The organism is Zhihengliuella sp. ISTPL4 (assembly GCF_002848265.1).
GTDB lineage: Bacteria > Actinomycetota > Actinomycetes > Actinomycetales > Microbacteriaceae > Microbacterium.
The window spans coordinates 574,466-586,795 of record NZ_CP025422.1 but is presented as its reverse complement, the minus strand read 5'-3'; the positions used below and the strand labels follow the sequence as shown (position 1 = coordinate 586,795).

Annotated in this window: 11 protein-coding genes; 4 read left to right on the top strand and 7 right to left on the bottom strand. The window is 68.2% G+C overall.

The genetic code is table 11. From position 1 onward, the window contains the following. Positions 1-40: 40 nt before the first annotated feature. The 6 genes from CYL12_RS02815 to CYL12_RS02790 form a co-directional block, all read right to left on the bottom strand. A complete protein-coding gene (locus CYL12_RS02815; protein ID WP_101845350.1) occupies positions 41-388 on the bottom strand; it encodes an HIT domain-containing protein in 348 nt (115 codons plus the stop codon). 37 nt (positions 389-425) lie between these two features. Next, on the bottom strand, positions 426-1,154 hold the full coding sequence (locus CYL12_RS02810; protein ID WP_101845348.1) for a 16S rRNA (uracil(1498)-N(3))-methyltransferase: 729 nt from the start codon (positions 1,152-1,154) through the stop codon (positions 426-428). Between the two features lie 2 nt (positions 1,155-1,156). Then, positions 1,157-2,269, bottom strand: a complete 1,113-nt coding sequence (gene dnaJ, locus CYL12_RS02805; protein WP_101845346.1) for a molecular chaperone DnaJ — start codon at positions 2,267-2,269, stop codon at positions 1,157-1,159. Positions 2,270-2,309: 40 nt separating this feature from the next. Continuing rightward, positions 2,310-3,341 carry a heat-inducible transcriptional repressor HrcA gene (hrcA, locus tag CYL12_RS02800; protein ID WP_101845344.1) on the bottom strand — a complete coding sequence of 344 codons (1,032 nt, stop codon included), beginning with the start codon at positions 3,339-3,341 and terminating at the stop codon, positions 2,310-2,312. A gap of 109 nt (positions 3,342-3,450) precedes the next feature. Continuing rightward, on the bottom strand, positions 3,451-4,668 hold the full coding sequence (gene hemW, locus CYL12_RS02795; protein ID WP_101845342.1) for a radical SAM family heme chaperone HemW: 1,218 nt from the start codon (positions 4,666-4,668) through the stop codon (positions 3,451-3,453). Further along, complete coding sequence (locus tag CYL12_RS02790) at positions 4,668-5,321, bottom strand: DUF1990 family protein (protein ID WP_101845339.1); 654 nt, start codon at positions 5,319-5,321, stop codon at positions 4,668-4,670. The genes hemW and CYL12_RS02790 overlap by 1 nt, the downstream gene beginning before the upstream one ends. 373 nt (positions 5,322-5,694) lie before the next feature. Between CYL12_RS02790 and CYL12_RS02785 the strand changes: the two genes are divergently transcribed. Beyond that, positions 5,695-6,015: a GIY-YIG nuclease family protein gene (locus CYL12_RS02785; RefSeq protein ID WP_101845337.1), complete on the top strand. Its 321-nt coding sequence runs from the start codon at positions 5,695-5,697 to the stop codon at positions 6,013-6,015. A gap of 243 nt (positions 6,016-6,258) precedes the next feature. Here the strand turns inward: CYL12_RS02785 and lepA are convergent, their stop codons facing one another. Further along, entirely contained in the window at positions 6,259-8,127 is a 1,869-nt protein-coding gene (gene lepA, locus CYL12_RS02780) for a translation elongation factor 4 (RefSeq protein ID WP_101845334.1), read from the bottom strand. Positions 8,128-8,369: 242 nt separating this feature from the next. Here lepA and CYL12_RS02775 point away from each other — a divergent pair, with 242 nt between their 5' ends. From CYL12_RS02775 to CYL12_RS02765, 3 genes are read left to right on the top strand one after another with little or no spacing between them, the layout of a single operon-like run. Then, positions 8,370-9,353 carry an ABC transporter permease gene (locus CYL12_RS02775; RefSeq protein WP_101845332.1) on the top strand — a complete coding sequence of 328 codons (984 nt, stop codon included), beginning with the start codon at positions 8,370-8,372 and terminating at the stop codon, positions 9,351-9,353. 1 nt (position 9,354) lies between these two features. Then, positions 9,355-10,293 (top strand): ABC transporter permease, encoded by a 939-nt coding sequence (locus CYL12_RS02770; protein WP_101845330.1) that lies wholly within the window; start codon positions 9,355-9,357, stop codon positions 10,291-10,293. Then, on the top strand, positions 10,290-12,218 hold the full coding sequence (locus tag CYL12_RS02765) for an ABC transporter ATP-binding protein (RefSeq protein WP_101845328.1): 1,929 nt from the start codon (positions 10,290-10,292) through the stop codon (positions 12,216-12,218). Before CYL12_RS02770 ends, CYL12_RS02765 begins: the two co-directional genes overlap by 4 nt. Positions 12,219-12,330: the final 112 nt, after the last annotated feature.

The following is a 12,330-nucleotide window of genomic DNA, read 5'->3' as shown; positions in this document are numbered from 1 at the left end:
ACCGTCGGCGTAGAGCCGTTCGGTGACGGTTTCCTGATCGTCAGAAGCCAACGAGCTTGTTCTCCTCGAGGTTGCCGAGCACATGGGCGTGCACGTGGAAGACGGACTGCGCGACGCTCGCGCCGTTGTTGAAGATGAGGCGGTACTCGCCGTTGGCATGCTCCTCCGCGATGCGCTTGGCGGCGGCGACCATCTCCGCCAGCAGCTCGGGGTCCCCGGCTGCGAGTGCGGTCACGTCGCGGTACTCCTCGGTCTTGGGGATGACGAGCACATGGAGCGGCGCCTGCGGATCGATGTCGCGGATCGCGAAGACGCGACCGGTGTCGAGCAGGATCTCCCCCGGAATGTCCCCGGTGAGGATGCGCGTGAAGATCGAGGGTTCGCTCATGCTCTCAGCTTACCGGGGCGATGCTCGCGACGGCCGGTCACCAGCGGCCGAGGGCCACCGACAGCACGGCGATCGCGGCGGGGCCCGCGGTGGAGGTACGCAGCACGGTGTCGCCGAGCAGCACGCGCTCGGCACCCGCCACCGTGAGCTTCTCGAGCTCCTCCGGAGCGATCCCGCCCTCCGGACCCACCACGAGCACGAGGTCGCGATCGTCGGGGACGAGCGCGGAGAGCCGGGTGGGAGCGGTCGGGTCGAGCAGCAGGACCCGCTGCGTCGCGGCACGGGCGGCAAGCTGCGCGGTGGACTCCGGGGCGGCCACGTCGGGCACCCAGGTGCGATGCGCCTGCTTGGCCGCCTCGCGGACGATGGTCGCCCAGCGCTCGCGCCCCTTCACCGCCTTCGGCCCTTCCCAGCGCGAAACGCTGCGACCCGCCTGCCACGGCACGATCTCATCGACGCCCAGTTCGCACGCGGCCTGCACGGCGAGCTCGTCGCGGTCGCCCTTCGCCAGCGCCTGCACGAGCACGAGGCGCGGGCTCACCGGCTCGTGCTCGACGCGCTCGGCGATCCGCACGTCGACGCGCGACGGCGACACCTCTTCGACCACGCCGGTCAGCCAGACACCTCGGCCGTCGCCGACGGTGACGGTCTCGCCGACGCGAAGTCGCCGGACGACTGCCGCGTGCTTCGCCTCGGCCCCGGTCAGCGAGACGAGACCACCCACCGCAGCGTCGCCTGCGGACTCGACGAGGAAGTGCAGCGCCACGATCAGTGGGTGCGGAATCGGTCGCGCAGCTTGGAGAACAGGCCCTGCTGGAACTGTGCGAGCTGCGGGCCCGGCGCCTTGTTCTTCTTCGCGAAGTCCTCGATGAGCTTGCGCTGCGCGGAGTCGAGCTTGGTGGGGGTGACCACCTGCACCCCCACGCGGAGGTCGCCGCGCTGGGTGCCGCGCAGCGGCGTGATGCCCCGCCCCTTGATGGTCAGCACATCCCCGGACTGCACGCCGGGACGGATCTCCAGGTCGACCTCCCCGTCGAGTCCATCGATCGAGGTCTCGGTGCCGAGGATGGCGTCGGTCATGGACACCTCGAGCGTGGCGAGCAGGTCGTCGCCGTCGCGGCTGAACGCGGGGTGCGGGTTCACCGTGACCTCGACGTACAGGTCCCCGTTCGGGCCGCCGGCACGTCCGACCTCGCCGGAGCCCGGGAGCTGCAGCCGCAGGCCGGTCTCGACGCCCGCCGGGATGTCGAGGGACACCGTGCGGCGCGACCGCACGCGACCCTGCCCGCCACAGGAGCCGCAGGGGTACGGGATGGTCGTGCCGTACCCCTCGCAGGTGCCGCACGGCTGAGAGGTGACGACGTTGCCCAGCAGGCTACGCACCTGCCGCTGCACGTGCCCCGTGCCGCCGCAGATGTCGCAGGTGACCGGCGACGTACCCTCCTGGCAGCACGACCCCTGACACGTCTCGCAGAGCACGGCCGTGTCAACCTCGATGTCGCGGTGCGCGCCGAAGACCACGTCGCCGAGGTCGAGGGTGACCCGGACGAGTGCGTCCTGACCGCGCTCGCGTCGCGACCGCGGTCGGGCCCCGCGCCCACCCCCCTGGGACGCCCCGAAGAACGTCTCGAAGATGTCGCCGAAGCCGCCGAAGCCGCTGAAGTTGTTGGCGCCGTCGCCGCCGCCCATGTCGTAGCGGCGGCGGGAATCCTCGTCGCTGAGCACGTCGTAGGCGTGCGTGACGAGCTTGAACTTCTCCGCCGCTTCTTCACCCGGGTTCACGTCCGGGTGGAGCTGCCGCGCCAGGCGCCGATACGCCTTCTTGATCTCATCGGTGGAAGCGTCCCGGGACACCCCGAGAACCTCGTAGTGGTCCGCCACAATCGCCTTTCTGCGTGTGATTTCCGTGGGGCGGGCCGCGTCAGCGACCGGCCTCGTCGTCGTCGAGCATGCGCGACAGATAGCGGGCGACCGCCCGCGCCGCCGCGAGATTGCTCGGATAGTCCATCCGGGTCGGCCCCATGACGCCGACCCGCGCGGTCCCCGAGGGCGCCGCGTAGTTGCTGGCCACGATCGACGCCTCCCCGAGTCCGAAGGACGCGTTCTCGGTGCCGATGCTGGCCGCGAGGCCGTGCTCGTCCGGCACCATCTCGCTCATCAGCCGCAGCAGCGTCACCTGCTCCTCGATGGCCTCGAGGAGGGGGTGGATGCTGCCCCGGAAGTCCTGTTCCCGTCGCGCCAGGGTCGCCGCGCCCGCCATCACGAGCCGCTCCTGTCGGAAGCCGCCGAGCTCGTCGATCACGACGCCGGCGAGCGTGCGGAGCACGCGGTCTTGCGGCGTCTCCTCGGCGGCGAGCAGCGCCTGCAACCGGTCGGAGGCCGCCGCGATCGCCTGACCGGTGATGAGGGCGGAGAGACGGGCGCGCAGGACGGCGAGATCCGCCTCGTCGATCGTGTCCGGCAGAGCGGTGATCCGCTGCGACACCCCGCCCGCGTCGGTCACGAGGACCGTGAGGAGCCGGTTCGGGGCCAGCGTCACGAGCTCGACGTGAGTCACGTGCGCCCGCGCGAAGGACGGGTACTGTGCCAGGGCGACCTGCCCCGTGAGCTGCGTGAGCACGCGGACGGTGCGGACCATGAGGTCATCGAGGTCGGCGGGATCGGCGAGGAACGACTCGATCGCGGAGCGCTGAGCCGTGGACAGCGGGCGGAGCTGGGCGAGGTGATTGACGAACACCCGGTAGCCCTTGTCGGTGGGAACGCGACCGGACGACGTGTGCGGAGCCGTGATCAGTTCCTCGTCCTCCAGCTGTGCCATGTCATTGCGGATCGTCGCGGCCGACACCCCGAAAGAGTGCCGGTCGACGATGGAACGGCTGCCGACGGGTTCGTGCGTCTCGACGTAGTCCTGCACGATGGCGCGGAGAACCTGCAGCCCTCGCTCTGTGACCATGGGTTCCCCTTCCCGCCCGAACCGATGCTGGCACTCTGCCACCCTGAGTGCCAATCCTACCTCGTGCGACCGGGAGATCTCCGAAGACGGCGCGGCCGGGCGTCCGCGCTCAGTCGGTCAGTTCGCGCACGACCGCGTCGGCGAGGAGACGGCCGCGGAGCGTGAGCTGTACCCGCCCCCGGATCGCCGCCGCGGCATCGATCAGGCCATCGGCGATGAGCCCGGCGACGCGACCCCTGTTCTGCTCCGGCACATCCGCCACCGCGATCCCCTCTCGGATACGGCTGAGCAGGAGGATGCGCTCCAGCGTCTGCGCCTCCTGGCCCGGGCGTTCGCGTCCTGCCGCCGGTGACGACGAGGCCGCCAGCCGCTGCGCATACGCGGCCGGGTGCTTCACGTTCCACCACCGGAGGCCGGCGACATGACTGTGTGCGCCAGGGCCGAACCCCCACCAGTCACTCCCCCGCCAATAAGCGAGGTTGTGTCGCGACCGCTGCTCCGCGCTGCGGGCCCAGTTACTGACCTCGTACCACTCGAAGCCGGCGGCGGCGAGACGCTCGTCTGCCAGCTCGTACATGTCCGCCTGCAGATCGTCATCCGGGGTCGGGACCTCGCCGCGGCGGATCTGGCGGGCGAGCTTGGTGCCGTCCTCGATGATGAGCGCGTACGCGGAGACATGGTCGGAGTCGAGGGCGAGCGCGGCGTCGAGGGAAGCCTCCCAGTCGCCGAGGGACTCCCCGGGCGCGCCGTAGATGAGGTCGACGCTGACGGCGAGGCCCGCATCCTTGGCGGCGGCGGCGGCGGTGCGGACGTTCTCCGGCCGGTGCGTGCGGTCGAGGGCCGCGAGGACGTGCGGGACCGCGGACTGCATGCCGATCGACAACCGAGTGACCCCCGCTTCCGCGAGGGTCAGCGCGACCTCCGGGGTCACGGTGTCCGGGTTCGCCTCGACCGTCACCTCGGCGCCCGGCGCGAGGCCGAAGGCTGCGGTGGCCGCGCCCAGCATGCGCGCGAGATCGCCGGCGGGCAGCAGCGTGGGCGTGCCGCCGCCGAAGAACACCGTGTCCATCGGTCGCAGCGCTCCTGCTTCGTCCAGCACCGTGCGGGCGAGGGCGATCTCCCCGATGAGGGTGGACGCGTAGTCCTCCTGCTTCGCTCCCCGCAGCTCCCCGGACGTGTAGGTGTTGAAGTCGCAGTACCCGCAGCGCACCCGGCAGAACGGGATGTGCAGGTAAGCGGAGAAGGGCGTCTCCGCGGAGATCGGAAGATCCTCAGGCAGTCGCCCGTCCGCGGGCGCGGGGTCCCCGAGCGGAAGTGGTCCCGCCATCAGACAGGGGTCGCGTAGAGCGGGGAGATCGCGCGGAGGTAGCGCGCGAACAGCTCACGGCGGCGGCGCTTCATCAGCGCGGGGATGAGACGGTAGAGCAGGGTGTTCGGGGCGTCGAAGGCCCGGACCGTGAACCAGACCTCGTCGTTGTCCTCGCGCCAGTCCACATCGAACGATTCCTCGCCCCTGACGACGGAGCCGCCGACCGTGCCCAGCACGAAACCGATCCGCCGGGTCTCCTCGGTGACGGAGATCACCCGGAGTTCGGCGTCGGCGCGTGTGCCGCCGACACGGCCGCGCAGGTGCAGCGTCATTCCGGCACCCACGAAGGGCATACCCTCTGCGTCGTACCGAGGCTCCACGTCCCGCTTACTCGGGGCGATCGGATTGCCTTCGGCGTCGAAGCTCACGCCGGCGTAAGCCGGACCCGGAGCGGGGCGGACGTCCTCCACGGAGAGCCCGGCCGCACGCTGCGCCGTCCACGACAGCAGGGCTTCGCCGGCCGTCTGGAAACGCTCCTCGCCGCTCCCGATCCGCCAGGATTCCTCCGCCGGGATGCTGCGCTCCGGCGGGTACTGCATCAGATCGGGGGCGTGGGTCGCACCCACGGCCGCATAGTCCACCGTGTCGTCTCGGAAAGTCCCGCGCCGCATGAGTTCCAGCCTACTTCGGGTTCCCTGAGCGAACACCCCCCGCGCCGCACGCCGTCACATCCCCGGGAAGGCTTGCCCCCCCCCCCCCCCCCCCCCCTTGACGCTGGGTCCCTGAGCCTGTCGAAGGGTGGGTCCCTGAGCCCGTCGAAGGGCCCATCCACGACGGTGGGTCCCTGAGCCTGCCAAAGGGCTCGCCACAACGCTGGGTCCCTGACCCGTCGAAGGGTGGGTCCCTGGCCTGTCGAAAGGCTCCTCCACAACGGTGGCTCCCTGGCCTGTCGAAAGGCTCCTCCACAACGGTGGGTCCCTGAGCTTGTCGAAGGGATTCCTCACGCCCCGGGAAACCCGCACGCCCCTCCGCCATGATGGCCCGATGCCATGGACCTACATCCTCGAATGCCGTGACGGCAGCTTCTACACGGGCAGCACCAACGGCGACCTCGAAGCCCGCATCTGGGAGCACAACCACGACGACGCGTTCGCCGCGAACTTCACCCGGAGACGCAGGCCCGCGGCTCTGGTCTACGCGGAGCGCTTCGACACCGTCGACGCGGCCTTCTTCCGGGAGAAGCAGATCCAGGGATGGAGTCGTCGGAAGAAGATCGCACTGATCGAGAGTCGGTGGGAGGACCTTCCGTCATTGTCGAGGTCGTACGGTGCGCTTCGACAGGCTCAGCGGCCCAGCGCAGACTGACGCGCTTCGACAGGCTCAGCGACCCAACGCAGACTGACGCGCTTCGACAGGCTCAGCGACCCAACGCAGACTGACGCGCTTCGACAAGCTCAGCGACCCAGCGCAAACGGATGCGCCTCGACAAGCTCAGCGGCCCAACGACGGCTGACCGCTTCGACAAGCTCAGCGACCCAACGCAGACTGACGCGCTTCGACAAGCTCAGCGACCCAGCGTGGACCGACGGGCTCAGCGACCCAACGGGCCTACTTCTTGTCCTTGGTCTCCACGTCGCCGGAGAGCGCGGCGATGAACGCCTCCTGGGGCACCTCGACGCGACCCACCATCTTCATGCGCTTCTTGCCCTCCTTCTGCTTTTCGAGGAGCTTGCGCTTGCGGGTGATGTCACCGCCGTAGCACTTGGCGAGCACGTCCTTGCGGATCGCGCGGATCGTCTCTCGGGCGATGATGCGCGCACCGATCGCGGCCTGGATCGGCACCTCGAACTGCTGGCGAGGGATGAGCTTGCGCAACCGCTCCGCCATCATCGTGCCGTAGGCGTAGGCCTTGTCGCGGTGCACGATCGAGCTGAACGCGTCGACCTTCTCGCCCTGAAGGAGGATGTCGACCTTGACGAGGTCGGCCTCCTGCTGGCCGGAGGGCTCGTAATCCAGCGATGCATAGCCCTGCGTCTTGGACTTGAGCTGGTCGAAGAAGTCGAACACGATCTCTCCGAGCGGCATGTTGTAACGCAGCTCGACCCGCTCCTCGGAGAAGTACTCCATCCCCAGCAGCGTGCCGCGACGCGACTGGCAGAGCTCCATGACGGTGCCGACGTAGTCCTTGGGGAGCAGGATCGCCGCCTTGACCATCGGCTCCGAGACCGAGCCGATCCGCCCGTCCGGGTACTCGCTCGGGTTCGTCACGGTCACCGTCTCACCCGTGTCGCTCGTCACGACCTCGTAGATCACGCTCGGGGCGGTGGTGATGAGGTCGAGACCGAACTCCCGCGAGAGACGCTCGGTCACGATCTCCAGGTGCAGCAGGCCGAGGAAGCCACAGCGGAATCCGAAGCCGAGCGCCACGGAGGTCTCCGGCTCATACTGCAGCGAGGCATCGGAGAGCTTGAGCTTGTCGAGGGCCTCGCGCAGTTCCGCGTAGTCGCTGCCGTCGATCGGGTAGATGCCCGAGAAGACCATCGGCTTGGGGTCCGTGTAGCCGGGAAGCGCCTCCGCTGCGGGCTTGCGCGCGTTCGTGATCGTGTCGCCGACCTTCGACTGCCGCACGTCCTTCACACCGGTGATGAGGTATCCCACCTCGCCGACGCCGAGTCCCTTGGTCGGAGTGGGCTCCGGGCTCGATACGCCGACCTCGAGGGCCTCGTGGTGCGCGCCGGTCGACATCATCTGGATGCGCTCGCGGGGCGAGAGGCTGCCGTCGACCATCCGCACGTACGTGACGACGCCACGGTAGGCGTCGTAGACGGAGTCGAAGATCATCGCGCGTGCCGGTGCGTCGGCGTCCCCTACTGGAGCGGGGATCTCCTGGACGATCCGGTCGAGCAGATCCTCCACGCCCATGCCGGTCTTGCCGGAGACCCGCAGCACGTCCTCCGGCTTGCCACCGATGAGCGAGGCCAGCTCCTTCGCGTACTTCTCGGGGTCGGCGGCGGGAAGGTCGATCTTGTTGAGGACCGGGATGATGTGGAGGTCGTTCTCCAGCGCCAGGTAGAGGTTGGCCAGCGTCTGGGCCTCGATGCCCTGCGCCGCGTCGACGAGGAGGATGGCACCCTCGCACGCGGCCAGCGACCGCGACACCTCGTAGGTGAAGTCCACGTGGCCCGGCGTGTCGATCATGTTGAGGGCGAACACCTCGTCCGGCCCCTGATCCTGCGGAAGCGCCCACGGCATCCTCACGGCCTGGCTCTTGATCGTGATGCCGCGCTCACGCTCGATGTCCATACGGTCGAGGTATTGGGCGCGCATATCCCGCTCCGCGACCACGCCGGTGATCTGGAGCATGCGGTCGGCCAGCGTCGACTTGCCGTGGTCGATATGGGCGATGATGCAGAAATTACGGATCTGCGCAGCCGGCGTCGCGGCAGGCTGAAGCGGGGTGAGAGCGCGTGGGGACATGTCCCAACGATTCTACGGTGAGGGTCCTCATAATCCCGATTCCGGCATATCGGTGATAGTCTCCCGAAGTTGCCCGGGATCAATCCGTGACACCGGATCCCGTAAGCGATACGACTCCGTCACAGACTCCGTGAGGGCTGTCGCGTCGCGCGGAACGGCGGATGAAACCCGATCATCCGCCCGGCTCAGCGTTGCGTCGGCAGACCCCGAGCGCGTCTGGAGAAGAGAAAGACAAATCCCCCTTGATCAAGTACCTCGCGCGCCGTGCCCTCGGCTGGCTGCTCATGATCGTGGTCGCGACGAACCTCACCTACTTCCTCGCGTGGGGTTTCCTCGATCCGCGCAGCAACTACGTGGGTCGCCGCCCTCCGCTCACCGAAGAGCAGATCGTGAACACTCTCGCTCCCCGCAACCTGAGCGACACCGTCCCACTCATCGAACGGTGGTGGACGTGGTTCACCGGCATCCTCCTCCGCTGGGACTGGGGCGTGAGCCCGACGGGCGGCTCGGTCAACGAGCAGGTCGCCTACCGCATGTGGGTGAGCGCCGAGCTCGTCCTCGGCGCGACGATCCTCACGACGGTCCTCGGCATCGCGCTCGGCGTGTACACGGCCTCCCGCCAGTACAAACTCGCGGACCGCATCGGCCAGGCCACGAGCATCATCACCCTGAACATCCCGATCGTCGTAGCGGCGTTCGCGATCGTTCTCCTCGCCATCGGCCTGAACAACGCCACCGGCACCCGCATCTTCTACGTGACGGGCAATGCCAGCCAAGGGGTCGAGGGCTTCTTCCCCACCCTCATAGATGTCTTGCAACACTTGACGCTGCCGACGATCGCGCTCGTGCTCACGGGATACGCCAGCATCCACTTCCTGCAGCGGTCGCTCCTCCTGGACAACATCAACGCCGATTACGTCCGGACCGCCCGCGCGAAGGGTCTGACCAAGCAGCAGGCCATCCGCAAGCACGCGCTGCGCACGTCGCTCATCCCGGTCGCCACGCAGGTCGCCTTCACGATTCCCGCCATCTTCACCGGAGCGGTGCTGACGGAGACGATCTTCGCCTGGAACGGCATGGGCCGGTACTTCATCGAGACCATCACCAAGAACGACATCCACGGAACCGTCGCGATCGCCGCCTTCGGTGCGGTCCTCACGGCGATCGGCGCCATCCTCGCCGACATCGCCGTCGTCGTCCTCGACCCGCGCGTGAGAGTGAGCTGACATGAGCACCGACATGCTCGACCCGACCATCCACCCCGAGCCGGAGACCGCCGGTCCCGAGACGACGCGCGTCGCGACCAAGCGGCTGTCGAAGTGGACGCTGTACTGGCGGCGCTTCTCCCGGAACCGCGGCGCCCTCATCGGTCTCGTGATCTTCGTCCTCCTGGTTCTGTTCGCCATCTTCGGGCCGCTCATCGCCCGGTACGACCACATCGAACTCGACTTCCTGAGCCTCAGCATGCCCCCGTCGGCGGAGCACTGGTTCGGCACGAACAACGCCGGCAACGACCTCTTCGCCCAGGTCGCGGTCGGCCTGCAGCGGTCGCTCATGATCGCCATCACCGTCTCCGTCGGCGTCACGATCGTGTCCGCACTCGTCGGCACGGCCGCGGCCTACTTCGGCGGCTGGACGGAGCGCATCTCGCTCCTGGTCATCCACTTCATGATGGTGATCCCGAGCTTCCTCATCCTCGCGATGATCTCCAACAAGGCCGGCGGCGACTGGCGCGTCATCGCGCTCATCATGATCTTCGTGATCGGCTGGTACTTCCCGGCCCGCGTCATCTGGACCATGGCCCTGTCTCTCCGCGAGCGCGAGTACGTCAGCGCCGCGCGCTACATGGGCGTCGGTGGCATGCGGATCGTGCTGCGGCACCTGCTGCCCAACATCGGCTCCCTCCTGGTCATCAACTTCACCCTCGGCGTCGTCAACGCCGTGGTCACGGAGACCGGCCTGTCCTTCCTCGGCTTCGGCGTCAAGATCCCCGACGTCTCGCTCGGCGCCCTCATCGGGGCCGGGTCGAGCTCGCTGACCACGTCGCCCTGGCTGTTCTACTTCCCGGCGGCGGCGCTGACCCTGCTCACCGTGTCGATGGCGCTGATCGCCGACGGCCTGCGCGACGCCCTCGATCCCACTTCGGCTGCTGGAGGCCGCGCATGACCAACGTCCTCTCCGTCCGCGACCTCAAGGTCAGCTTCGCCTCCGAGGCCGGCCGCGTCGACGCCGTCCGCGGTGTCTCCTTCGACCTGGAGGCCGGCAAGACCCTCGGCATCGTCGGCGAGTCCGGCTCCGGCAAGTCCGTGACGTCGCTCGCCATCATGGGGCTCCTCGACGAGAACGCCAAGGTCACCGGCTCGATCATGTACGACGGGCAGGAGCTCGTCGGCATGAGCGACAAGCAGCTGTCGGTCATCCGCGGCAACGGGATGTCCATGGTCTTCCAGGACCCGCTGACCTCGCTCACGCCGGTCTACACGGTGGGCGATCAGCTCATCGAGGCTCTCACCGTCCACCGCGGCCTGTCGAAGAAGGACGCCTGGGACCGCTCCGTCGAACTCCTCAAGCTCGTCGGCATCACCGAACCCGAGCGCCGGATGAAGTCCTTCCCGCACGAGTTCTCCGGAGGGATGCGGCAGCGCGTCGTCATCGCCATCGCGATGGCCAACAACCCGAAGCTCATCATCTGCGACGAGCCCACCACGGCGCTCGATGTCACCATCCAGGCGCAGATCCTCGACCTCATCGAGAAGGCCCAGGACGAGACGGGCGCCGCGGTGATCATGATCACGCACGACATGGGCGTGGTCGCCCGCACCGCCGATGACGTGCTCGTGATGTACGCCGGCAAGCCTGTGGAGCACGCGCCGGTGCGTGAACTGTTCCACAAGACCCGCATGCCGTACTCGATCGGCCTTCTCGGTGCGATTCCCCGCGTGGACAAGGCGGAGAAGGAACCGCTCACCCCCATCAAGGGCAACCCGCCGCTGCTGATCAACCTCCCGGACGCCTGCCCGTTCGCCGATCGCTGCCCGATCGTGATGGACGCCTGCCGCGCCAAGGAGCCCGAACTGCTCCCCGTTCCGACGGGATCCGGCGACCTGCACCAGGCCGCCTGCATCCGTTCGCACGAGATCGAGGACGGCGGCCTGCTCGGCGGCTTGCCCGTCTACCCGATCCGCCCGGTGCCGGAGAGCGACCTGACGCGGTCCCCGCGCGAGGAGCGCCCCATCACGCTCGAGGTCAAGAACCTCCGCAAGACCTTCCCGCTGCTGAAGGGCGCGTTCCTGAAGCGCAAGGTCGGCGAGGTCCAGGCGATCAAGGGCATCAGCTTCGACGTGCGTGAGGGCGAGACGATGGCCATCGTCGGCGAGTCGGGCTCCGGCAAGACGACGACCCTGCTGCAGATCATGGACATGGTCAAGCAGACCGACGGCGACATCGTCATCGCCGGCACCAGCGTCAACGACATTCACAGCCGCAAGGTGGAGCGAGCCCTGCGCCGCGATATCCAGATCGTCTTCCAGGACCCGATGGGCGCCCTGGACCCCCGCATGACGGTCGCCGACATCATCTCGGAGCCGTTGTTCGCGATCGGTACCCCCAAGGAGGAGGCACACCGGCGGGTGGACGAGCTCATGGACCTCGTCGGTCTCAACCCCGCGCACAGCGATCGCTTCCCGCAGGCGTTCTCCGGCGGTCAGCGCCAGCGCATCGGCATCGCCAGGGCGCTGTCGACGAACCCGAAGATCGTCGTGCTCGATGAGCCGGTCTCCGCGCTCGACGTGTCGATCCAGGCCGGCGTCATCAACCTGCTGGACGAACTCAAGACGAAGCTCGGTCTGTCGTACCTCTTCGTCGCCCACGACCTGTCGGTGGTGCGTCACATCGCCGACCGCGTCGCGGTGATGTACCTCGGCGAGTTCGTGGAGCACGGCGATATCGACGACGTCTTCGACGATCCGCAGCATCCCTACACGAAGGCGCTGCTCTCGGCGATTCCGGTGCCGGATCCCGACATCGAGCGCACCCGCGAGCGGGTCGTCTTCGATGCCGAGACGATGTCGACGAAGCCCGCGACGGTCTGAGTCGCCGATTCGGCGCGTCGGTCACCGTCCGATAACGGTTAGGCGGCATTCACCGCGCGGCGGTATGCCGGGATGAAGCGCAAACTAGTCTTCCCTTTATGAAACGCCGAAA